General features: G+C 33.7%; 14 protein-coding genes and 1 other RNA gene. 10 read left to right on the forward strand and 5 right to left on the reverse strand.

The features are described 5' to 3' along the window. Nucleotides 1–83 precede the first annotated feature (83 nt). Nucleotides 84–962, forward strand: coding sequence for a DUF8428 domain-containing protein (locus AC1Q5Z_RS18255; RefSeq protein WP_198856302.1), 879 nt, complete (start codon nucleotides 84–86; stop codon nucleotides 960–962). Nucleotides 963–1064: 102 nt separating this feature from the next. On the opposite strand, the gene hutI is transcribed toward AC1Q5Z_RS18255, so the two are convergent. Both hutI and AC1Q5Z_RS18265 read right to left on the reverse strand, forming a co-directional pair. Beyond that, the gene (gene hutI, locus AC1Q5Z_RS18260; protein WP_492446261.1) at nucleotides 1065–2300 is read right to left on the reverse strand and encodes an imidazolonepropionase; all 1236 of its coding nucleotides are present in this window, start codon (nucleotides 2298–2300) and stop codon (nucleotides 1065–1067) included. A 94-nt stretch (nucleotides 2301–2394) separates the two neighbouring features. Beyond that, nucleotides 2395–3444, reverse strand: coding sequence for a glutaminyl-peptide cyclotransferase (locus tag AC1Q5Z_RS18265; protein ID WP_198856300.1), 1050 nt, complete (start codon nucleotides 3442–3444; stop codon nucleotides 2395–2397). Nucleotides 3445–3532: 88 nt separating this feature from the next. Here AC1Q5Z_RS18265 and ffs point away from each other — a divergent pair. The 4 genes from ffs (at nucleotide 3533) to AC1Q5Z_RS18285 (ending at nucleotide 6023) form a co-directional block, all read left to right on the forward strand. Then, nucleotides 3533–3630: signal recognition particle sRNA small type (gene ffs / locus AC1Q5Z_RS18270), an RNA gene on the forward strand. Nucleotides 3631–3806: 176 nt separating this feature from the next. Beyond that, nucleotides 3807–4610 (forward strand): SDR family oxidoreductase, encoded by an 804-nt coding sequence (locus tag AC1Q5Z_RS18275; RefSeq protein WP_343589023.1) that lies wholly within the window; start codon nucleotides 3807–3809, stop codon nucleotides 4608–4610. A 167-nt stretch (nucleotides 4611–4777) separates the two neighbouring features. After that, a complete protein-coding gene (gene fsa / locus AC1Q5Z_RS18280; protein ID WP_198856298.1) occupies nucleotides 4778–5434 on the forward strand; it encodes a fructose-6-phosphate aldolase in 657 nt (218 codons plus the stop codon). Between the two features lie 91 nt (nucleotides 5435–5525). Then, nucleotides 5526–6023: a hypothetical protein gene (locus AC1Q5Z_RS18285; protein WP_278020995.1), complete on the forward strand. Its 498-nt coding sequence runs from the start codon at nucleotides 5526–5528 to the stop codon at nucleotides 6021–6023. A gap of 117 nt (nucleotides 6024–6140) precedes the next feature. On the opposite strand, the gene AC1Q5Z_RS18290 is transcribed toward AC1Q5Z_RS18285, so the two are convergent. The 3 genes from AC1Q5Z_RS18290 to AC1Q5Z_RS18300 form a co-directional block, all read right to left on the reverse strand. Beyond that, nucleotides 6141–7610: an MFS transporter gene (locus tag AC1Q5Z_RS18290; protein WP_198856296.1), complete on the reverse strand. Its 1470-nt coding sequence runs from the start codon at nucleotides 7608–7610 to the stop codon at nucleotides 6141–6143. 174 nt (nucleotides 7611–7784) lie between these two features. After that, the gene (locus AC1Q5Z_RS18295) at nucleotides 7785–8486 is read right to left on the reverse strand and encodes a LytR/AlgR family response regulator transcription factor (protein ID WP_198856295.1); all 702 of its coding nucleotides are present in this window, start codon (nucleotides 8484–8486) and stop codon (nucleotides 7785–7787) included. Beyond that, on the reverse strand, nucleotides 8476–9528 hold the full coding sequence (locus tag AC1Q5Z_RS18300) for a sensor histidine kinase (protein WP_198856294.1): 1053 nt from the start codon (nucleotides 9526–9528) through the stop codon (nucleotides 8476–8478). Before AC1Q5Z_RS18300 ends, AC1Q5Z_RS18295 begins: the two co-directional genes overlap by 11 nt. Before the next feature lie 271 nt (nucleotides 9529–9799). Here AC1Q5Z_RS18300 and AC1Q5Z_RS18305 point away from each other — a divergent pair, with 271 nt between their 5' ends. From AC1Q5Z_RS18305 to chiA, 5 genes are all read left to right on the forward strand, one after another. Beyond that, entirely contained in the window at nucleotides 9800–12820 is a 3021-nt protein-coding gene (locus tag AC1Q5Z_RS18305; RefSeq protein WP_492446265.1) for a SusC/RagA family TonB-linked outer membrane protein, read from the forward strand. Between the two features lie 12 nt (nucleotides 12821–12832). Continuing rightward, nucleotides 12833–14425, forward strand: coding sequence for a RagB/SusD family nutrient uptake outer membrane protein (locus AC1Q5Z_RS18310; protein ID WP_492446267.1), 1593 nt, complete (start codon nucleotides 12833–12835; stop codon nucleotides 14423–14425). A 105-nt stretch (nucleotides 14426–14530) separates the two neighbouring features. Next, a complete protein-coding gene (gene nagB / locus AC1Q5Z_RS18315; RefSeq protein ID WP_198856291.1) occupies nucleotides 14531–16468 on the forward strand; it encodes a glucosamine-6-phosphate deaminase in 1938 nt (645 codons plus the stop codon). A 147-nt stretch (nucleotides 16469–16615) separates the two neighbouring features. After that, nucleotides 16616–18682, forward strand: coding sequence for a beta-N-acetylhexosaminidase (locus tag AC1Q5Z_RS18320; RefSeq protein ID WP_343584575.1), 2067 nt, complete (start codon nucleotides 16616–16618; stop codon nucleotides 18680–18682). A 463-nt stretch (nucleotides 18683–19145) separates the two neighbouring features. Continuing rightward, nucleotides 19146–23882 (forward strand): T9SS-translocated chitinase ChiA, encoded by a 4737-nt coding sequence (chiA, locus tag AC1Q5Z_RS18325; RefSeq protein ID WP_492446269.1) that lies wholly within the window; start codon nucleotides 19146–19148, stop codon nucleotides 23880–23882. The last annotated feature ends 150 nt before the right edge of the window (nucleotides 23883–24032 follow it).

The raw sequence follows: 24032 nt of genomic DNA on the forward strand, positions 1-24032 counted from the left end.
TCCAAAAATAATATAATTGTAGAAACTTACGTTATTACCTTATATTAATTCTTAAATTTGTTATTAAAGAAAATTATTTAAATATGGAAAACCCAAAGAACAACAATTCAAGTCTAAAGGCGGTAATCGCGGTTTTAGCAGTCCTACTGATCGGTAGCTTAGTGTATATTTTTAAATTATCTTCTGATACAGAGGTGGTTAAAACTGAACTTACAACAACCTTGACTGAAAAAGAATCTGTAATGAAAGATTTACAGGAGTTAAAAGCGACTTATGATGCTGCTATTGCTGAAAACACTTCTATGTCTGACGAATTAATTCAAGAGAGAGACAAAGTGGTTGCTTTAATGGATGATTTGAACAAATCTAAAGGAGATGTTTCTAAATACAGATCTCAAGTTCAAGCAATGCAAAGCAAAATGAAAACTTTAGTTGCTGAAAATGATGAGTTGAAAAAACAAAATGGTGTTTTAACTACTCAAAGAGATAGTACTATTGTAGTTTTAGGAGAATCTAAAAAATATAACGAAGTATTAGTTGGTCAAAACGAAGAATTAGCTAAAACTGTAGAAAAAGGTTCTAAATTATCTGTATTAAATACAAAAACTTCAGCTTACAAATTGAAAAGCTCTGGGAAACAAATCGAAACAGATAAAGCAAGCCGTGCTGATATGTTGAAAGTTAGTTTTACAATTGCTGAAAATCAAATTGCAAAATCTGGAGATAAAACGTATTATGTTCAAGTTATCGATGCTAAAAACAATGTTTTAGGCGAAAAGAAAACAGAAAACTTTGGAGACAATACATTAACTTATAGCTTCAAAACTACAGTAAAATATGAAAATAAAACTGTTCAAGTTAGTGAAGATTTACCAGGAAAAGATTTTGCTAAAGGAACTTATTTTATCAATGTTTTTGATAATGATGAGTTAGTTTCTAAAACTAGTTTCAGTTTAAGATAATTCTGCCGAAGGGAAAAATACCACTTAGATATTAAAGGTCTGTGATTTTCACAGACCTTTTTTTATGGAATAAAACTTGAGATTTTAATTAAAAGAGAAGGGTTATATAATTTGACCCTCAACAAAAACAGATTCAATAAGATTGCTTCCAAATGCATAAGGAATCTGATAATAAGAAGAAATTGGTTTTGTTACGATCAAATTGGCTTTCTTGCCTTTTGTAATGCTTCCGTGAGTTTCTGAAAGTCCCATTGCGTAAGCGCCGTTTATTGTAGCTGCATTAATAGCTTCTTCTGGTGTCATTTTCATTTTGATGCAAGCTGTTGCAACAACAAAATTCATATTTCCTGATGGAGTAGAACCAGGATTAAAATCTGTTGCCAATGCTAAAGGAAGTCCAGCTTTTATCATTTCGCGCGCTGGTGTGTACGGAATGCTTAAAAAATAAGAGCAAGAAGGTAAAGCTACAGGCATTGTTTCTGTATCTTTTAGTGCTTGAATATCTTCTGGATTCATCACTTCAAGATGATCCACAGAAAGGGCGTTAAATTTAACTCCAGCTTGGATTCCGCCAATAGAATTAAATTGGTTGACATGTATTTTTGGTTTTAAACCAAAAGCTAAACCTGCTTCCATTATTTTTTCGGTTTCTTCAACAGAAAAATAGCCGCTTTCGCAGAAAACATCGACATAATCTGCAAGTTTATTTTTGGAAATTTCTGGTAGCATTTCGTTAATAATCTCGTCCAGATAACCCGCTTTATCATCTTTGTAATGTAAAGGAAAAGCATGTGCACCTAGAAATGTCGCTTTAATTGCAATGGGATAATTTTCTGCTAGTTTTTGAATTACACGAAGCATTTTTAATTCTCCATCAACTGTCAATCCGTAGCCAGATTTTATTTCTACGGCACCAGTTCCTAAATGCATTACTTCTTCTAAACGGATTTTAGATTGTTCATAAATTTCTTCTTCAGAAGAATCATTTAGTTTCTTAGCCGAATTAAGAATTCCGCCGCCGCGATTGGCGATTTCTTCATAAGAAAGCCCGTTGATGCGATCTACAAATTCCTGTTCGCGGTTTCCTGCATAAACAATATGAGTGTGGCTGTCGCACCAAGACGGAAGAACAACTTTTCCTGTTGCATCAATTGTTTTGTCAGCATTTATTTTTGGGAGATTATCCATTGAACCGAAGTCTTCAATTAAATTGTCTTTTAAAACTAAAAAAGCATTTTTAATTGTTGGTAGTTCTGCCATTTGAGAACCCGAAACTTTAGCAATAGAAGTTTCGCGAACTTGTAGTAACTCTTGTATATTTTTGATTAAAGTGATCATTAGTAAGAATTGTTATAAAACACAAATTTCACAAATTTTCACGGATTAATATGTGAAAACTTGTGAAATTCGTAAAATTGTTTTTCTCTAAAGATTATTCAGAAACTGTTATTTCGAACATTTTATCCCAATATTTACCAGTAACGAAAATAGTTTTAGTTGCAGGATTGTATGCAATACCATTTAAAACTTCGGCATTTTTAGCTTTTAATGATTTACGCAAATCTGAAAGATTTAGGATTTTTTCAACTGCTCCAGATTCTGGATTTACAACTGCAATTGCATCTTTCTGCCAAACATTTGCGTAAAATTTACCGTCAATTAATTCAAGTTCGTTAATCGCTTTAATTTTTGAACTTCCAGAATATACATTGATATAATCAATTAATTTTTGAGTTGCAGGATCCATTTTCCAGATTTTCTCGGTTCCGTCAGAATGATAGATGTATTTGTCATCGTGCGTCATTCCCCAACCTTCTATATCTTTATCGTATTTAAATGTTTTTTCTAATTTAAAAGTCTTAGCGTCATAGATGTAACCTGTTTTTTCCTGCCAAGTCAGCTGGTATATTTTGCCGCCAAAGAAAGTAATTCCTTCTCCAAAATATTCTTTCGGAAGATCAACTTGTTTGATTACTTTTCCTGTTTTGTAATCTACCTCTCTAAAGTAAGAATCACCTTTTTGTCCTGTACTCTCAAAAAGCCTTCCATCATGAAACTCTAAACCTTCTGTGAAAGCTGTAGTGTCATGAGGAAAAGTATTTACAATTTTATATTTTAATAATTTAGGCTCAATGTCTGAAACTACTTCAATTCTTTTAGTGGCATCAGAAGAATCTCCACCAAAATAGACCTTAGCTTTTAGGTATTGATAACCTAATTTTTGATCTATTAATTCAAATCTAAAATTTTCAGTACCTTTTGTACCTCCAACTCTTTTGTCGTTTACGAAGTAGGCAATGCTGTCAATTTCTTTCGATTTTGGGTTTAAAATTCCAATATTAAGCGCTTCTTTTTGGGTAAGATGAGCTGGAAAAGCAGAATCATCGATGGTAAATAAAGAATTTTCACCTTTATTTTTTTCTCCACATCCAATTAATGTGATTCCTAATAAAATGACAGCTAGGAAGTTATATTTTTTCATAGTTTAAAATTTGAATAAGGCAATATACGACGATATTTTTATTGCTGCAAAGGTCTTGCAAAAATATAAAAAGGTTGTATATTTGCACCGGCAAGTCCTACACGACCAGCTCCTGCAGACTCCCCCAGGATGGGAACATAGCAAGGGTACGTGGTTGAGCGGTGCGATGTAGGTCGCTTGCCATTTTTTTAGAATTTAATTAGTTTGCAATCTTCCTTTCAGGAGGATTTTTTTATTTTTGACCTTATCTGAAGTTAGATGTCATTGGTTGAAAGTTAAATTTTGAGCATTAAGTATACTGTTCAAATAAAACCATTTTCCAAAACTCATAACTCATAATTTATAACTTATAACTAAAAAAAATGAGCAAAGTCGTTTTAATTACCGGAGGATCATCAGGAATTGGAAAATCTATTGGTGAATTTTTACATCAGAAAGGTTTTGTTGTGTACGGAACAAGCAGAAACCCTGAGAAAGTTTTAAATTCAGTTTTTCCTTTGGTTGCTTTAGATGTTCGAAATTCGGACTCTATTAAAACTGCGGTAGCTAAAATTATTGCAACTTCTGGGAGATTAGATATTGTAATTAATAATGCTGGAGTTGGAATTACAGGACCTTTAGAAGAAATTCCGACAGAAGAAATTAGAAATAATTTTGAAACTAACTTTTTTGGGCCAATTGAAGTTATGAAAGTGGCATTGCCACAAATGCGCAAACAAAACTCTGGACTTATTATTAATATTACGTCGATAGCCGGTTATATGGGGCTTCCGTACAGAAGTGTGTATTCTGCGTCGAAAGGAGCTTTAGAGTTAATTACAGAGGCTTTAAGAATGGAAGTGAAAGCTTTTGGTATCGAAATTACAAATGTTGCACCAGGAGATTTTGCAACCAATATTGCAGCAGGACGTTATCACGCGCCAGTAATTAAAGATTCGGCTTACGAAAAAGTATATGGAGATGTTTTGGCGACAATGAATGATCATGTTGATGCAGGAAGCAATCCAAATGAAATGGCAGAAGCGGTTTATAAAATCATTCAAACTAAAAAACCTAACGTTCATTACAAAGTAGGCGCTTTTATGCAGAAGTTTTCGATTGTTTTAAAACGTGCGCTTCCAGATAAAATGTATGAGAAAATGCTTATGAATCATTATAAGCTATAGAAAAATGTAAAATATACACTTATTTTTAACATATAATTTTAAAATGGTTTTAATTTTAAAATCTTTATTGGTATTGATTTTGTAATTTTGCAGCTAGATTTCTTTAAAAGAATTTATTTGAAAAGAAATTTATAAATACGAACAAACCATTTTTAATTAAACAAATTATGAAATTTTTTATAGACACAGCTAATTTAGCTCAAATTAAAGAAGCACAAGCTTTAGGTGTTTTGGATGGTGTAACAACTAATCCGTCATTAATGGCAAAAGAAGGAATTACTGGAAAAAACAACATCCTTAAGCATTATGTTGACATTTGCAATCTTGTTGATGGTGATGTAAGTGCAGAAGTTAACGCTCTTGACTTTGAAGGTATGGTTAAAGAAGGTGAGGAGTTAGCTGAATTACATGAGCAGATTGTTGTAAAACTTCCTATGACTAAGGAAGGTGTTATGGCAGCAAAATATTTTTCTGATAAAGGAATTAAAACTAACGTTACTCTTGTTTTCTCTGTAGGACAAGCACTTTTGGCTGCAAAAGCTGGAGCAACTTTTGTTTCTCCATTCGTTGGGCGTTTAGATGATATTTCTACGGATGGATTGAATTTGATTCAAGAAATTAGAGAAGTTTATGATAACTACGGTTACGAAACTCAAATTTTAGCGGCTTCTGTACGTCACACAATGCACATCGTAAACTGTGCTAAAATTGGTGCTGATGTTATGACTGGACCACTTTCTGCAATTTACGGTTTGTTGAAACACCCATTGACAGATATTGGTTTAGCTCAGTTTGTAGCTGACTTTGAAAAAGGAAATAAATAATCCTTAGATATTTACAAAATTAAAATCGCCTTTTTTCTAATGATAAAAGGCGATTTTTTTTACTTTTATATTGAATCTTAAATAGTTAAATATGAAAGTTGTCTTATTTATGTTGTCGTTTTTTGTGGCGAGTTTTTCTGTAAACGCACAGGCCGCTAAAGTTATTACTTCAGTAAATGAAGCGGGAGATGTTGCTACTTATGAGCTGGATTGTTCTGTAAAATTTCAAACTCTAGCTAAAGGTCTTCGTTATAATATTACGAGGCATGAATTTAAAGGGCCAGAACTAAAAAACAGCTATCGTCTTTTGCTTGTAATGGATGGATTTTACTCGAAAACATTAAATAGTGAAATGACGATTTCTGCAGTTTTAAGTGATGGCACCAAAATAGAGGCCAGAAAAACGATAGAAGATGATGGCTTTTTTGATGGAGCTTGCACTTTAAAAATAAAAGATCCTCAAGCGCTTTTAAATGCCGATATAGACAAAGTAATAGTTCACGCGGATAAAGATGTCGTTTATTCTTTAACAGCGCAAAATAAGGCTGTTTTTAAGAAAAACTTGAGCAATATTATCAATGCTAAATAAAAGTTGCTAAGATTCTGAGATGCTAAGGCTTTAAGTTATTTCTTCTTTGAATAAAAAAAATCCAAATTCCAGTTTTAAAATTGGAATTTGGATTTTTATATTGGAGTTTTTTAATTTTTAGTGTCCGCCGCCAGCACTTTCTATGTGACTGATACCTTGTCTTTTTAAGATTTTAGGACAGTAGAAACCGTAGAATCCTAAATATGCAAAACCGATAAGAGGTACAATGTAAGAGAAGTGAGTGTAAGTGATGCCGAAAATTCCACCTGGATTTGTTGCGTCTAAATCACAGATACTTCCTTGCACTAATGGAATTACTCCACCACCAAGAATCATCATGATTAAGAAAGAAGATGCTTTTCCTGTATTTTTTCCTAATCCTGCAATAGCTAAATCGAAGATTGAAGGCCACATAATTGATAAGAATAATCCGCCAGAGATAAAGAAGAATTTAGCAATTTCTGGGTTTGGCCAAACTAAACCTAATACCATCATAGTTAATCCTGAAATTCCGAAAAGCATTAATGTTTTTCCTGCATTTTTACCACCAACAAAACTTACAGCGATAAACAGCAAAATCCAAAATGGGTAGATGTAAAATGAAGAAACGTCGTGAGCAGCAAAGATGTTTGCGCCAATAATTACTCCAAATGCAGCAGCAGGAACGATAAATTTAAGTGCAGTATTTACCAAGTTTGAAGTATTGAACACGTTTGCTCCACCATTCCAACGACCGATCATTAAACTACCCCAGTAAAGCGCAATAAACGGTGCAACAGCGTCTTCTAAGATGTTTCCGAATTCGTGAGTGTGTAATAACGCAGGTAAATTACTGATGATTGTTACTTCAGTTCCTACATAAATAAAAATTCCTAACATACCCAAGTATAATTGCGGATAGTCAAGAATGTTAAATTTACTGTGTTTGTCTTTAATTATAGCTTCTTCTTCTTTTACAGGATCTTCAATTTTTGAGAAATTCATAAATACTGCAACAGCAATAAATGCAAGACCTAAGATGATGAAAGGCAATTTAATATCTTCTAGTGAAAGAGCCGTTTTTTTGTTATCTCCCATTCCGAATAAAGCGATACCTAATAAGATTGCTCCAATTGTTGTTCCAAAAGAGTTGATTCCACCTGCAAGAGTTAAACGGTGTGCTCCAGTTTCCGGACTTCCCATTTTAATCGCCAAAGGATTGGCAACAATTTGTTGAATAGAAAAGCCTAAACCTACTGTAAATAAAGCTGTTAAAAAGAAAGGGAAGCTCTCGATTGTAGCAGCTGGAATGAATAAGAATGAACCTACAGCTGATAAAATTAATCCTGCAGATAATGTTCTTTTGTAGCCATATTTTTGTAAAATATCTACTTTTAAAGAAACGATAAAGAATATAATTGATCCAACAAAATAAGCAGCATAGAAAGCCCAAGCTACTAATTGAGATTGTACTTGCGATAGCGTAAATACTTTTTTGAATACTGGAATCAGGATGTCGTTAGCAGAACCAACAAAACCCCAAAAGAAGAAGACGATTATCAAAGAGATAAATTGCCCCCATTTGGTTTGAACATTTTCTGAACTCATAATAATAAGGTTAATTTTTTATTTTATTGTTTTTTGAAGACCGTAAATATATTTGTTAGGATTATCAAAAAAAAATAAAAAGGTATAAATAATGTTAAATTTAAACCAACGGCTATGTTTTTTCAACAAAGTGTTAATTTTAACCTACTTAGAAAATGTAATTCGTAATTATATTTATTCCAATATCTTATTTTTAACTTCTTTACTGTAGTTTCTGCCTATTGGAATGTTGTAAGATTGTATTTGAACGCGGTTTCCTTCTATAGATTTTACCTTATTTAGTGCAATTACATAAGATTTATGAATTCTAAGGAAGCGATCTGCGGGTAATTCTTCTGATAATGATGTAAGAGATTTATGGGTAATATATGTCTTATCTGGCGTGACTACTTTTATATATTCCTTCATTCCTTCAACAAACAAAATTTCCTCAATATTAATTTTCATCATTTTTTTATCGACTTTAATAAAAATATGAGAATCTCCTTTTGAAGTTTCGACTTTAATATTGTTTTTGAGATTGTATTCGGTGGTAATTTTATTGATGCATTTTATGAATCTTGGTAACGGAATAGGTTTTACCAAATAATCTAATACATCCAAATCATAACTTTCAGCAGCAAATTCTCTAAAAGCGGTTGTAATGATGACTTTGGTTTTGTTTTCGATAAGACTAATAAGCTCAAAACCGGTCATCATAGGCATGTTAATATCTAAAAAGACAGCATCAACAGGTGTACTGTTAATAAAATCGAGTGCCTCTAAAGAGTTATTGAATGTTGCTATAACTTCAAAATCTGTAAAATTGGTAAAATAATTTTGCAGGACCTTGATAGCTAAAGGCTCATCATCAATTAACACGCATTTAATCTTCATTATATGTAGGTATTTGTAATCGGATTATGTAGAAATTTAGTTTGGTTTGTTGTTTAAGGCGGAAATTGCTTCTGTAAATTAGTTTCAGTCTTTTTTTCGTATTAACCAAACCAATTCCTCTTTTCGGATTATGATTTTGTGAAATTACAAAATTATTTAAGATTTCAAAATCGAGTATTTTATTGTCTGTAACTTTACAATTGATCTTTATTTTTAAATTTTTGTTGTTTAGACCTCCATGTTTAAAAGCATTTTCGACCAAAGAAATGAAAATTAATGGCGGTACAACAACATCGTCAATATTAGATTCTAGATTTATAGTGACTTCTACATTTTCAAAACGAAGTTTTTCTATTTCAATATAGTTCTGGATATAGTCGATTTCTTTTATTAATGGAACAAATTTGGTTCCTTTAACATCATATAAAACATACTCCATCAAATTAGAAAGCTTTATAATTACATCAGGAACTTTCTTTGATGATTCTAACGATAAAGCATACAAATTGTTTAGCGTGTTGAAGAAAAAATGGGGCTGAATCTGGTTTTCAAGATATTTAAGTTTAATCTTAAATTGGTTTTCTCGTAAAGATCTGTTTCTTTCTCGCTCTCTTAGCCAAGTCAAGGTAAGATAAATTGATGATGCCATTGCTAAAACATACAATTCTCCGATACAAACAGCAACAATGTGATTGATCTCAAAAGGGTGATATTCTCTATTAGCTTCAGGCCATATATTTTCTGATATGATATAGTAGGTTAGAGCTGTTTTTAGAAGATATATCACAAATAGACTCAACAGAAGTAAAAAAGTATACATAATATACTTTTGTTTGAGTACATATCTTGGAACCAAAACAAATAAATTCAAATAAACTAAAGGAATAACCAAAGAGAATTCAATTAAGTTTGATTTGAATGCATAAGGGTAATCATTAAAGTAAGCGCCCCATCTTAAAAAGTTTAAAGTAAAATAAACTCCCCAAAACCAGACATGATTTTGCAGTTTGATATCAAATTTAACTTTTCGTATTTCTTTCAATTGATTCTAAGTTGAGAATTTTAGTTTTTCTTAACAGTATTTAAATAATGTGCAACTTTAAACAATTAACTGGTAAATGGCAATTTTTTTGCAAAAAATTTCCAAAAAAAAGGATATTGGTGCTTATTTTTTGTATTAGAACGTTTTCGTAAAGCGTATTATTGAATAATTTATGTCGTTCGTTTAAATTTTGTTGCTGTTGGTTTAATTTATTTTTTTTAACAATGCCTTAAGAATAATTTTACATCATAACTAACAAAATAAAATAAACATGAAAAAAATTTTCTTAATCTTTATGATTGTTTTTACGGCGCAAGTTTCGCTTGCTCAAGTAAAAAGTGTCAAGGGTGTGATTACAGATTCTGATGGGATGCCATTACCAGGGGCTTCTGTTGCTGTACAAGGAGGTCAAAAGGGAACAACTACCGATTTTGACGGATTGTACACTATCGAAGTTCAAAAAGGTCAAAGTTTAGTTTTTACTTATGTAGGGCTAGAAACTCAGACAATAGCTGTAGGAGATGCTTCTACAATTAATGTGAAGATGGTTGCAGCTGCATCAAATGCTTTGAATGAAGTTGTTGTAACTTCTTTAGGTCTTAAGAAGTCTAAAAAATCATTGACTTATGCTACTCAAGAATTAAAAGGAGAAGAATTAGTTCGAGTAAAAGATGCAAACGTTATCAATACTATTGCAGGTAAAGTTGCTGGTGTTGCTGTTACTAAAAGTGCTGGTGGTACTGGTGGTTCTACAAAAGTAGTAATTCGTGGTAACTCATCTATTATGAATAGCCAGCCATTATATGTAATTGATGGTATTCCGATGTATAATGGATCTTCAAGCCAACCAAATGGTACTTTTGGAGATACAAATGGTGGTAACCGTGATGGTGGTGATGTAATCTCTCTTGTAAATCCTGATGATTATGAAAGTATGACAGTATTAAAAGGTGCTGCAGCTTCTGTATTATATGGTTCTCAAGGAGCAAATGGTGTAATTTTGCTTTCTTCTAAAAAAGTAAAAGAAGGAAAAGGTAATTTTACAGCTTCATCTGTAACTACATTCGAAAATGCAGCTTACTTGCCAAAATTCCAAACAGAGTACAATAGTACTGGAGCAAAAGAAAACACAAAAGATCACGTAAAAGATTTTTTTGACACAGGTGTAACTCAAATTACTTCTTTCGGATTTACAACTGGTTCACCAACTGCTACAACTAGCATTACTTATGCTAACACTTCTTCTTCTGGAATTATGCCAGGAAACGGTTTGAAGAAAAATAACTTTGGTATCCGTCAAACAGGAAAATTCTTTAATGATAAATTAACTGTTTCTGCAGATGGAAAATATACTACTCAAACTATTGACAACAGACCGCTAAGTGGACTTAACTTCAACCCATTAACAGGTGTTTATTTAATGCCAAGAGGAAATGGAAATGACTTTAATTACTATAAAAACAATTTTGAAGTTTTTGATCCAGTTAGAAACTTAAATGTTCAAAACTTCCCAGTAATTAATGAATATATTCAAAACCCGTATTGGTTAATCAACAGAGCTAAATCTGAAGATAAAAACAACTTCTTTAACGGATCTTTAGCCTTAGATTATAAAGCGAATAACTGGTTAAATATTACAGCAAGATATAGCTATAATAGAATCGAAAGCATTTTTGATAAAAAAATCTACGCAACTACTTCTGAAATTATTGCGGCTCCAACAGGAACTTATATCAACATTGGTACATTAAGTACTCAGCGTTATGGAGATTTAATTGCAAGAGTAAATACAGATTTTAGTGAAGATTTCTCTTTTAATGCTGTTCTTGGTACAAGTATAAACAATACTATGGCTAACCAACAAACAATCTTAAACTCAGGAACAAATAATGGTGGATTAGTTAACACAAACTGGTTTACTTTAGGAAACTTCGTTAACAATAAAGCAAATCAACAAGTTTCAGGTTCTAACAGAGAAGTACAATCTGTATTTGCATCTGCATCACTTGGATATAAAGGTATGTTGTATTTAGATTTAACAGGTAGAAATGACTGGTCGTCTACATTAGTTAACACAGGAAATGGTTCTTACTTCTATCCATCTGTTGGTTTAACAGGAATCATTAGTGAAATGGCTACAATGCCAGAGTGGATTAATTTTGGTAAAGTGAGAGGATCTTATGCACAAGTTGGTAACGACATTAACGCTTTCGTAACTTCTCCTAGATATACAATCCTTGGAGGGCAGTTTATTGCGCCAAGAGTTGGACCAAGACCAGGAGAAACATTAAAACCAGAATTAAAATCAGAGTACGAAATTGGTACTGAATGGAGACTGTTTAACAATAGATTAGGTTTTGAATTCTCTTACTATAATTCAGAAACTAAAAACCAATATGTTGAAGTTCCAGCGCCTTCTACAAACCCTTACGGATATACTAACTATGCATTTAATGCTGCAAGTATTGCTAACCAAGGTATCGAGATTGTGTTAAATGGTAAAATTATTCAAGGAGATAAATTTTCTTGGGATACTACAGTAAACTATTCTCATAATAAAAATACAGTTAAAGAACTTCCAGAAGAATTAGGAGGACGTGTAATATTGACAGATCCAGGATCTAATGCATATAGATTCTCATTAGTAGAAGGAAGACCATTTGGAGTTATTGAAGCTTACACTTTAGTTAGAGATGCTCAAGGAAGACTTCTTCTAGACGATCAAGGTAAACCACAAGTTGATCAGAACTTTAAAGAAGTAGGTAATGCTAATCCTGATTTCATGTTAGGTTGGTCTAACACTTTCAAATTCGGATCTTTCTTTGCAAATGTTTTAGTTGATGGAAGATTTGGAGGAAGTGTAATGAGTATGACTCAAGCTTTAAATGATTCTTATGGAGTTTCTAAAGCTTTTGGAGATGCTAAAAATGCTGGTGGTGTTACAGTTAATGCAATTGCAGCAGATGGAGTTACTCCAGTTAATAAAATTTCTGCAGAAGATTACTACGGAACAGTTGGTGGTAGAAGTGGAGCTTTAGCTGAATATGTTTACAAAGCAACAAACGTTAGTTTAAGAGAACTTTCTGTAGGATATACATTTAACCCTAAAGCAGTTCCATTCATTCAAAATGCAAGTATTTCTTTAATTGCTAGAAACTTATTCTTTTTCTACAAAGACGCACCGTTTGATCCAAATGTTGCTTTAAGTACAGGTCAAGGTTTACAAGGTGTTGACATTTTCGGATTGCCAACAACTAGAAGTATCGGTCTTAATTTAAACGTTACATTTTAATAAAAAAACATCATGAAAAGAAAATATATACAAAAGTCGATTCTCTGCTTAGGCTTATTAGCTGCTATGAGCTGTACTGATAACTTTGACGAGATTAACTCTGATCCTCAAGGTTCTACTGCTGAACAATTAGCACAGGATTTTAATAATATCACGGGTTATTCAAAAGTAATGTTCAATTTTATTTTTGAACAAGATCCATTGTGGGGATACCAAATCCAGCAAAACTTGCAAGGTGATGTATGGTCAGGTTATATGGCTACTCCAAACCCATTTGGAAGTAATAATAACAACATGACTTACAATCTTGTAAATGGTTGGAACGGTAGAGCATGGGATGATGCCTACACAAACGTAATGGCAAATGCTCTAAAAATAGAGCATGAGACCAAAACAAAAGGATTATATCCAGAAATATATGCAATGTCTCAAATACTAAAAGTTGAGGCGATGCATAGAATAACTGATATTTATGGACCAATTGTGTATTCAAAATATAGTTCTGAATCTTCAGTTAAAGAATACGATTCACAAGAGCAAGTGTACACGCAGATGTTTGCAGATCTTGATGAGGCGATTGTAACTTTAAGTAAAGCAGCAGATTCTGGTGAAAGTTCAATTATTACTAAAGCTGATTTTTCTAAATATGGAGGAAGCTATTCTAAATGGGTAAAATTTGCGAATTCTCTTCGTTTAAGATTAGCAATGCGATTGGCGGTTAAAGCTCCAGCAGTAGCCAAAGAACAAGCTGAAAAATCTATTTCTCAGAAATATGGTGTAATGCTTACTAAAGACGATAGTTTTATTTTCTTAAGTGACTTTACAAATCCTGTATATGGAAATAGTAATAGTTATGAAGATATCAATATGTCTGCAGATATGGAATCTATCTTAGTAGGATATAATGATCCAAGACTATCAAAATATTTCGCTGTTTCAGTTAAATATCCAGGAGAATATAAAGGAATTAGAACAGGAATTGTTTTACCAGTTGCTCCAGATGGAGCTACAAAAGCAGCTCGTAAAGATTTTTCTAAAGTTGGAGAAGCTATAAATGTAAAAGAAACTGTTTTCTTATCTACTGCTGAGGTTTTCTTCTTAAGAGCAGAAGGAGCTTTGAGAGGATGGAATATGGGAAGTGATGTTCAATCTTTATATGAGGCGGGAATCACAGCTTCTTTCGAGCAGTTTGGAGTTTCTTCATCAACATACAAAACTAGTACAGCATTGCCAAAAGCTTATGTTGACCCGCTTGATGCAACAAATAATGCGGCTGCTGTTAATAATGTGACTGTAGCTTGGGAAGCTGGTGCTTCTAATGAAGTTAAACTTCAAAAAATTATTACTCAAAAATGGATTGCTGGTTTCCCTGACGGACAAGAAGCTTGGACTGAGTGGAGAAGAACTGGATATCCAAAATTATTCCCAATCACAAATAACACAAGTAACGGAGTTATTAGCTCTCAGTTAGGTGTTAGAAGAGTAAATTTTGTGGCATCTGAAATTGCTGGAAACAAAGATGGAGTTGCAACTGGTATTGCTAAGTTAGGTGGACCAGATAACGGTGCAACAAGACTTTGGTGGGATACTGGAGTGAACTTCTAAAAAAAATGGGATATTAAGTTTGGTTAGTAGTGTGGTATAGATGGCGAAAGCTGTCTATACCATATCTTAAAACCATGATGGTAATTACTACAAAAAAGAAAAGAAATGAAAAGTGCTTTAGAAATAAAACCTGATATCAGTTATAAAAGCGCGGGAAAATTTGAAGAAACTCGTTTTGAGAAAATTCATAACGAAATTTTCAAAAGTTCTATTGAAGCTTCTGTAATTGTAGCGCAGGAAATTGCGCAGCTAATTAGATCTAAGCAGGAAAAAAATAAATCTTGTGTTTTAGGTCTGGCAACAGGTTCTTCTCCTATTAAAGTTTATGAGGAACTAGTGAGAATGCACAAAGAAGAAGGACTAAGTTTTAGCAATGTAATCACTTTTAATTTGGATGAATATTATCCAATGACGAAAGAAAATAATCAGAGCTATCATTATTTCATGCACGAGCATCTTTTTAAACATATTGATATCAAACCTGAAAACATTAATATTCCTGATGGTACAGTAGCAATTGAGGAAATCAATCAATACTGTATTGATTATGAAATGAATATTAAAAATGCGGGTGGTCTTGATTTTCAATTGCTTGGAATTGGTAGAACGGGTCATGTTGGATTTAACGAGCCTGGTTCGCACATCAATTCAGGAACAAGAATTATTACCTTAGATCATATCACAAGAGTCGATGCTTCATCTGCTTTTAATGGTATAGATAATGTGCCGAAACGCGCCATAACAATGGGAGTTTCGACCATTATGAGATCAAAACGTATTGTTTTGATGGCTTGGGGACAAAACAAAGCAGATATTATCAAAAGAACTATTCAAGGAGATATCAGTTCAGAGGTTCCAGCTACGTTTTTACAAAACCATCCAAATGCAACTTTTGTTTTAGATCAGTCGGCAGCATCAGAATTAACCCGTTTCAAAACACCGTGGTTAGTTGGTGAATGTCTTTGGACTCCCGAATTAAAAAGTAAAGCAATTGTCTGGCTTTGTCAGAAAACAAAACAATCTATTTTAAAACTGACAGACCGTGATTACAACAATAACGGAATGTCTGACCTATTGGCTCAAGAAGGTTCTGCTTATGATATGAACATTAATATGTTTAATATTTTACAGCACACTATTACCGGATGGCCAGGTGGAAAACCAAACACAGATGATTCATTTCGTCCAGAAAGGGCAAATCCGGCAAAAAAGAGGATTATTCTTTTTAGCCCGCACCCAGACGATGATGTGATTTCTATGGGAGGAACATTTTCAAAATTAATCAAGCAAGGACACGATGTTCATGTGGTCTACCAAACTTCAGGAAATATTGCAGTTTCAGATGATGAAGCTTTAAAATTTGCAGAAGTTGCCAGTGATTTTATCGGAGAAGGTCAAGCTGATATCAATTTCAAATCGGTTATCGAGTTTTTAAATAACAAATCTGAAAATCAAATCGATTCTTTGGAAGTTCGAAAATTAAAAGGACTTATAAGAAGAAGAGAATCTTACGGAGCAACAAGATATATCGGATTGAAAGATGAGAATACGCACTTTTTGGATCTTCCTTTTTACGAAACAGGACAGGTTAAAAAGAATCCGTTAGGACCAGAAGATATTGCTATCGTAAAAGACATTATTGCTAGAATAAAACCACATCAGGTTTTTGCTGCTGGAGATCTTGCAGATCCGCACGGAACTCATGAGGTTTGTTTAAATGCCATTTTTGCTGCATTAAAAGAGCTTAAACCAGAACCGTACATGAATGATTGCTGGTTGTGGCTTTACAGAGGAGCTTGGCACGAATGGGACATTCATGAAATTGATATGGCCGTTCCGTTAAGTCCTTCAGAAGTATTGTTAAAACGTCATGCCATTTTACATCACCAGTCTCAAAAAGACAGAGTAATGTTTCAAGGAAATGATTCTCGTGAATTCTGGGTTAGGGCAGAAGATCGAAACAAAAACACAGCAATTTTATACGACGAACTAGGTTTAGCTGAATATGAAGCAATAGAAGCCTTTAAGCGTTTTGATTATTAAAGTTTTTATGATTCTATAAAATGAATCAAATGACAAAATTCAGATGATTACTTGTAAAAGTGAGGTATGCAGAAGTCATTCTGGATTTTGTCTTTTTATATAAATTAGGATATGGACTAAGAAACTATCCGACCAAAAAAAAGAAAAATGAAATATTTATTTGTACTATTATTTGCAGGTATATCGGCAGGTGCTCAAGTCCAGAAAGAGCAACTGAATCTTATGCCTTGGCCTCAGAATGTTGTAATTAATGAAGGTAATTTTAATTTAAGTAAGAATTTTAAAGTAAATATTACTGGTAATCCAAATGCTAGAATTTTTGGAGGAGTAACTCGTTTTTTGCGCCGTTTAGATGGTAGAACAGGTATATTTTTTGAACAAGGTTTTATTACCAAATTAAATGAAGTTCCAAATGCAGAATTACAAATTAATTGTAGTAAAAGCGGAAAAATTGGTTTGTATGAAGATGAGAGTTATCATTTAGATATTACTTCAAACAAAATTATAATTAATGCAACCAGTGATTTGGGAGCTTTGCATGGCTTGGAGACATTGTTGCAACTTCTTCAAAACAATTCAAAATCGTTTTATTTTCCAGTTTCAAAAATTTCAGATTTTCCAAGATTTACCTGGAGAGGTTTAATGATTGATGCTTCAAGACATTTTCAGCCTGTTGATGTTATTAAAAGAAATATTGACGCATTGGCAGCAATGAAAATGAATGTTTTTCATTGGCATTTGGTTGATGATCAAGGATGGAGAATTGAAATGAAAAAACATCCAAAGTTTACTCAATTAGCTTCGGATGGAATGTATTATACACAAGAGGAAATTAAAAATATCGTAAAATATGCCGATGAGCGCGGTATTTTAATTGTTCCCGAAATAGATGTTCCAGGTCACGGATCTGCAATTTTAACGGCTTATCCAGAAATTGGCAGTAAAGTAATCAAGTTGACAGGAGGAACATCCGAAAAAAATATTCAAGGTACAGCAATCGCTACCTATGGAATTGAAAGAAATGCTGGTATTTTTTCACCAACATTAGATCCTTCAAATCCTAAAACGTATCAACTATTAAGTGAAGTTTTTGATGAGGTTTGCCCATTGTTTCCAGGTGCCTATTTCCATATTGGAGGAGATGAAAACGAAGGAAAAGATTGGGATGAAAACCCGAAAATTCAAGAATTCATGAAAAAACATAATTTAAAGAACAATCACGAATTACAAACTTATTTTACGATGCAATTGGCTCCGATGTTAAAGAAGCATGGAAAGCAATTGATGGGTTGGGAAGAAATTTTGACAAAAGATTTATCTAAAGAAGCGATCGTTCACTCATGGAGAGGGCCAAACGAAGGAATGCCAGCAGGTAAATCTTTGGTAGAAGCTGTTAAAAAAGGATACAAAACCGTTTTGTCTAACGGATATTATATCGATTTGATGTACCCAATTGCAAGCCATTATTTAAATGATCCGATGCCAAAAGGAGCGAATTTAACGAGTGACGAAAAAGCAAGAATTCTTGGTGGAGAAGCGACAATGTGGACAGAATTGGCTACACCAACAACTATAGATTCTAGATTATGGCCAAGAACTGCGGCTATTGCAGAAAGACTTTGGTCTGCAGAAGACGTAGTAGATGTAGAAAATATGCGTAAACGTTTAGAAACGGTTTCTTTCAGATTAGAAGAATTAGGAATTACTCATATCCGTAACAAAGATGTTATTTTAAGAAATATTGCCAACAATCAAAGTATTCAACCGCTTGAAGAGTTTTCTAAAGTAAGCGAACCTTTAAAAGGATATACTCGTAACAAAGGAGGAACAGAGTACCAGATGTATTCTCCTTTTACTTTGTTTGCAGATGCTTGCGGACCAGATGCAAAAGATGCTCTTGCATTTGATGTAGCGGTAAATCAATATTTAGCAAATAAATCGGCAGATAATAAAGCAAAAGTTACTGCATTTTTTACTAAATGGATTGCAGTGCATAATGACCTTACAGCATTAAGTGCAAATGCTCCATTAGTACAGCCAATTTTACCATTGTCTAAAAAATTAAGTGATGCATCGCAGGAATTATTACTTGTATTAGACAACAAATCGACTTTAAAATCAGCAGATTTAAAAAGTTTAATAGATCAATGTAATACAAAAGATCATGCTGACGTGGAATTGTCAGTTTATGAAAGTTTGAAAAAACTAATATGAATTTTGGTTGAGTTAGTGTTATTAGAGTTACATTAATTAGGCTTTTAATTATCTCTGCTGAAGTTCCTCGGTAGAGATAGTTATAGCCAAGATTTCAGAAATAATCAACACTTAACTTAATTAAATAACAAAATATAAGCCGTGAAATTAATTATTAACCTTTAAAACCAAATAGAAGAATAAGAATACAATAAAACATGACAAAAAAGTATAGATTGATGATTAGTCCCAAATTTATCATTTGTATTTAATATTAATTTTTAAAATTATAAATAAATATCAATCACTGCTATTTACTAATGATTATGAATGAATCAGAAATAGTAATATTTATCTATAGAATGTAATTTGAGTTTATTTCCAATCGACCGCGGGGTTCCAATCTGCTGTTGAGCGAAACCCAGAAGAATTTAAGCTTCTGTGGCCCAATTATTTATTTTCTATTAACTAATATTTATTAACTATGAAACATTATTACAGATTGCTCTTTTTGTTACTGTTTCCCTTACTAGTGTTGGCCCAACCGGCTCACGGAAAAAAAGTAGTGGGGTATTATGCGCAATGGTCTATTTATGCTCGGGATTTTAATGTTCCGAAAATTGATGGAAGTAAATTGACGCACTTAAATTATTCTTTTTATGGGACAACTTACGATCCTGCCCATCCGGAGAATACAAAATTAAAATGTTTAGACACCTATGCGGATTTTGAGCATATGGAAGGCGGAATTCCTTGGGATGCGCCAGTTAAAGGAAACTTTTACGATTTAATGAAATTGAAAGAAAAGTATCCGCATTTAAAAGTTTTAATTTCTGTTGGAGGCTGGACAAAAGGACAAGATCTTTCTCCAATTGCTGCAAGTCCTGTAGCAAGAGCGGCTTTAGCAGCAGATATGGCAAACTTCATTACTACATATCCATTTATTGACGGTTTCGACATCGACTGGGAATATCCTCTTTCGGGCGGAACTGATGGTACAGAAATAGTAAACGGTTCGCCTGTTCCTCCTCAAAAATATAGTCCTGATGATAATAAAAATTTAGTGCTTTTATTAAAAGCTATGCGTCAGGCAATGCCAAATAAACTAATTACTATTGCTGCTGGAAACAACGTTAGAAATGTTTCTAAACAGTATTTAGGACCAAATAACAGAGCACAATACGGAATGACAGAAGACATTTCGACTTATTGCGATTATATCACCTATTTCGGATACGATTTTGGTGGAAACTGGTATGATAAAACCTGTTACAATGCGCCTTTATATGCAAGCGGAAATCCAAATGATCCGTTGTATGGTGCAACGCAATCGGAATCATTAGACGAATTAACGAATCAATATTTAAATGTAATTGGTTTTCCTGCGAATAAATTAATCATGGGATTGCCTTTCTACGGAAAAAAATTCGATAACGTTGCTGCAAATTCAACAAACGGATTGTTTGTTTCAGCACCAAGATACGTAGTTCCTGGATGTACAAATCCGCAAAACCCAACAGGAACATGGGATGGTTCTGGAGCTTGTGAAAAATCTGGAAGTATCGAAATTTGCGATTTAGTTGGGAATCCAGTTACCAATTCGCATGCCTATTTAGATCCAAACACGATGATGGTAACGCCATCTGCAGCTTCGGCAGGATGGGTTCGTTATTTTGATAATACTACTAAAGTTCCTTATTTATATAATGCTACTAGAAAAGAGTTTATTTCTTATGAAGATAAACAGTCAATGGACTTAAAAGTGCAGTATATAAAATCGAAAAACTTAGCTGGAGGTATGATCTGGGAATTATCTCAAGATACAAGAGGTTCAATTCCAAACGCATTATTAAACCAAGTTGATACTTCTTTTGGAAGTGTTGTGCCAGGAACAGTTAGTATTTCTGGTTCTGTAAAAAACGGATCGACTTTGGTTACTAATGTTACAGTAGAATTACGAAATGCAAGCAATGCAGTTATTCAGACAGTAGTTTCTGCCAATGGAAATTTTGCATTCAATAATTTAACTTCAGGACAAAACTATTCTCTTACAGCGGTAAAAGCGAGTTATACATTTGTTCCAGTATCATTAAACAATGTAACGGTAAATCAGACAGGAGTTGTGATTAACGGAAGTCAGCCAACTTACACCGTAAGCGGAACAGTTCTAGATGGAACAAATCCAGTTTCGGGCGTAACCGTTTCTGCAGTTTCTGGAAGCACAACTTTAACAGCAGTTTCAAATGCAAGTGGAGCTTACAGTGTTGCAGGTTTAACAGCAGGATTAAATTTTACAGTTACAGCTACAAAAACAGGTTTCTCTTATGCGCCAGCTTCAACAGTTTATAATGCAATTGACGCTAATAAAACGTTGAATTTTACACAAGGTGCAGCAGTGGTAACTTATACTGTAAGCGGAACAGTTCTTAACGGATCAGCTCCAGTTTCTGGCGTAACAATTACAGCAGCTTCTACAGCAGGAAATGTTTCTGCAACAACTAATTCTAGCGGAGCGTATTCATTGACTTTGGCTTCTGGTGGAAATTATACGGTAACAGCAGCTTTGACTGGACAGACATTTACGCCAGCATCTACAGTTTATTCTAATTTGAATGCTAATAAAACGTTGAATTTTACTCAAGATGCCGCAACAAGCACCAGTAAAATTAGCGGAACTGTTAAAAATGGAACAACTCCTGTTGCGGGTGCAAAAGTAGAGATTGTTTTGCCATGGACAGATAATGCACATCCGTGGAAAAGTGTTCTGGCAACAACAGATGCACAAGGAAAATACAGTTTTGATAATGCTGTTGTAGACGGTTATACAACCATTACAAGTTTAAAACTAAATACTTGGTCAAACGGAGAGGTTAATTATTACCCAAATAATTTAGCAAACTTTGCAGTTCCTGCAAGCCCAACAACATACAACTTTAATACAAGTTCAACGGCAAAAGCAGCATTAGCAGCAGCGACGAACTTAATTAGCGGAACTGTGAAAAATGGTTCAACTCCAGTTGCGAACGCACAAGTTGAAATCGTTTTACCTTGGACAGATAACACACACAACTGGAAAAGCGTTCTGGCAACAACAGATGCATCAGGAAATTATGCTTTCGATAATTCAGTTGTAGCAGGTTATACACAAATTTTAAGCTTGAAATTAAATTCATGGCAAAATGGGGAAGTAGCGTATTACCCAAATAACTTGGCAAATTTTGCTGTTCCAACAACGCCAACAATTTACAATTTCAATACCCAAACAACAGTTGTAACTAAGCCAGTTGTTGCTATTACAGCACCAACAGCTTCGGCAATTGCTATAAATTTAGGATCAGCAATTAATTTTGTTGCGACTGTTGGATTAAGCGCTGCAGATGCTACTACAATTTCTTCTGTGGTATTTAGTTTGGACGGACAAAGCATAAGTGCTACAAATTCTTCTGGAACTTATACAGCGAGTTGGACACCAGTAGCAAATCAGTTTGGAGCTTCTCATACCTTAACTGTGACGGCTACGGCGTCAAACGGAACAACAGATTCAAAAACATATAGTTTTACATTAACTTGTTCAGGCGCAAATTGTCCAAATGCATTGCCTGTAATCACTTGGAATTCACCATCAAATACTACGGTATACCAAAGTTCTTTCCAAGCTGTGCCAATTTCAGTTACGGCTGTTGATAGTGACGGAACAATTTCTGGTGTTACTATTACCATAAACGGCGGGACATTTAACATGACAGCAGGTACAAATAATACTTATACGTATAATTTTACGCCAACTGCTTATCAGGATTATCCAATTGTAGTTAAAGCAACCGATAATAAAGCTGCCGTAACTACATTAAATAATACTATTAAAATTGCTACAGTAAGTGGTAATAGATTTATTCCGCTTCCATCTAAAATTATTTTAGGATACGCGCATTCTTGGGAAAATACTTCAGCTCCATTTTTGTATTTCTCTCAAATAAAGGGAAGTAAATTTAACGTAGTTGATTATTCTTTCGTAGAAACAGTTAATCGTGATGGTTACACGCCAATACTAACTACAAATGACGCTCGATATTTGACCAATGGTGTTTTCGATAAGCAATTATTGAAAAATGATATCAAAACTTTAAGAGATAGCGGAGTTCCTGTTATTGTTTCTATTGGAGGTCAAAATGGTCATGTTGTTTTAGAAAATGTAACGCAGAAAAATATTTTTGTTAATGGTTTAAAAGCAATTATCGACGAATATCAATTTGATGGAGTTGATATTGATTTTGAAGGCGGATCTATGAATTTTAGCGCAGGAGGTTTAAGAGATATTTCTTACGCGGGTATTTCTGCTTATCCGAGATTGAAAAACGTAGTAGATGCTTTCAAAGAATTAAAAGCATACTACGGTCCTGGATTCTTATTGACTGCAGCTCCAGAAACACAATATGTACAAGGAGGATATACTACTTATACAGATACTTTTGGTTCGTTCTTGCCAATTATTCAAAACTTGCGTAACGAATTGGATTTGTTAGCGGTACAATTGTATAATACAGGAGGAGAAAATGGATTAGACGGTCAATATTATGGTACAGCCAAAAAAGCAAACATGGTTACTGCGTTGACTGATATGATCATAAAAGGGTACAACATTGCTTCAACAGGAATGCACTTTGATGGCTTGCCAGCCTCAAAAGTTCTTATTGCATTGCCAGCTTGTCCAAGTGCAGCAGGTAGCGGATATCTAACTCCGACAGAAGGAATCAATGCTATGGATTATTTAAGAAATGGAACCAATTTTTCTGGAAGAACATACACTATGCAGCCAGGCGGACCATATCCTTCTTTAAGAGGATTAATGACTTGGTCTGTAAACTGGGATGCCTCTTCTTGCGGTAATTCATCTGAATTGTCTAAAGCGTACGCAGCTTATTTTGCATCACAAGCCACAGCAAAAACATTGGCTGTAGAAGATATAACTGCTGAAAGCAATACGACTGTGGCCTATTTCAGAAACAATACTTTGTCTGTTGCTAATGACACAGGAGATATTGCTCAGGTCGATGTATTCAACACAATAGGACAGAATGTTACAAGTCATAGAAATATTCAAAACAACAAAGAAGTACTGCTTAACAGCCCAAGTTTTGCTAGTAAACAAATTTTTGTTGTGATCGTAACAGACAAATCTGGACACAAAAAGTCATTGAAAGTAATGAACTTTTTAAACTAAAATAAAAGAATTGAAAATTTAGAAATAAGAAAATTGGGACGGTTAAAATTGAGTTTGGTTATTTATTTTTTAACCTAATTTTTATTTCTTAAATGCTGCAAAGTGAGGTAATTTGTTATTTGGTTTTTGCCTCATGTAGCGCATTATGAA

Source organism: Flavobacterium sp. GW823-FHT06G12, assembly GCF_058794775.1.

Excerpts from the sequence above, each read along its gene's own strand:
- AC1Q5Z_RS18255 (WP_198856302.1), top strand. The coding sequence starts at position 84 with ATGGAAAACCCAAAGAACAACAATTCAAGTCTAAAGGCGGTAATCGCG.
- hutI (WP_492446261.1), bottom strand. The coding sequence starts at position 2,300 with ATGATCACTTTAATCAAAAATATACAAGAGTTACTACAAGTTCGCGAA.
- AC1Q5Z_RS18265 (WP_198856300.1), bottom strand. The coding sequence starts at position 3,444 with ATGAAAAAATATAACTTCCTAGCTGTCATTTTATTAGGAATCACATTA.
- AC1Q5Z_RS18275 (WP_343589023.1), top strand. The coding sequence starts at position 3,807 with ATGAGCAAAGTCGTTTTAATTACCGGAGGATCATCAGGAATTGGAAAA.
- fsa (WP_198856298.1), top strand. The coding sequence starts at position 4,778 with ATGAAATTTTTTATAGACACAGCTAATTTAGCTCAAATTAAAGAAGCA.
- AC1Q5Z_RS18285 (WP_278020995.1), top strand. The coding sequence starts at position 5,526 with ATGAAAGTTGTCTTATTTATGTTGTCGTTTTTTGTGGCGAGTTTTTCT.
- AC1Q5Z_RS18290 (WP_198856296.1), bottom strand. The coding sequence starts at position 7,610 with ATGAGTTCAGAAAATGTTCAAACCAAATGGGGGCAATTTATCTCTTTG.
- AC1Q5Z_RS18295 (WP_198856295.1), bottom strand. The coding sequence starts at position 8,486 with ATGAAGATTAAATGCGTGTTAATTGATGATGAGCCTTTAGCTATCAAG.
- AC1Q5Z_RS18305 (WP_492446265.1), top strand. The coding sequence starts at position 9,800 with ATGAAAAAAATTTTCTTAATCTTTATGATTGTTTTTACGGCGCAAGTT.
- AC1Q5Z_RS18310 (WP_492446267.1), top strand. The coding sequence starts at position 12,833 with ATGAAAAGAAAATATATACAAAAGTCGATTCTCTGCTTAGGCTTATTA.
- nagB (WP_198856291.1), top strand. The coding sequence starts at position 14,531 with ATGAAAAGTGCTTTAGAAATAAAACCTGATATCAGTTATAAAAGCGCG.
- AC1Q5Z_RS18320 (WP_343584575.1), top strand. The coding sequence starts at position 16,616 with ATGAAATATTTATTTGTACTATTATTTGCAGGTATATCGGCAGGTGCT.
- chiA (WP_492446269.1), top strand. The coding sequence starts at position 19,146 with ATGAAACATTATTACAGATTGCTCTTTTTGTTACTGTTTCCCTTACTA.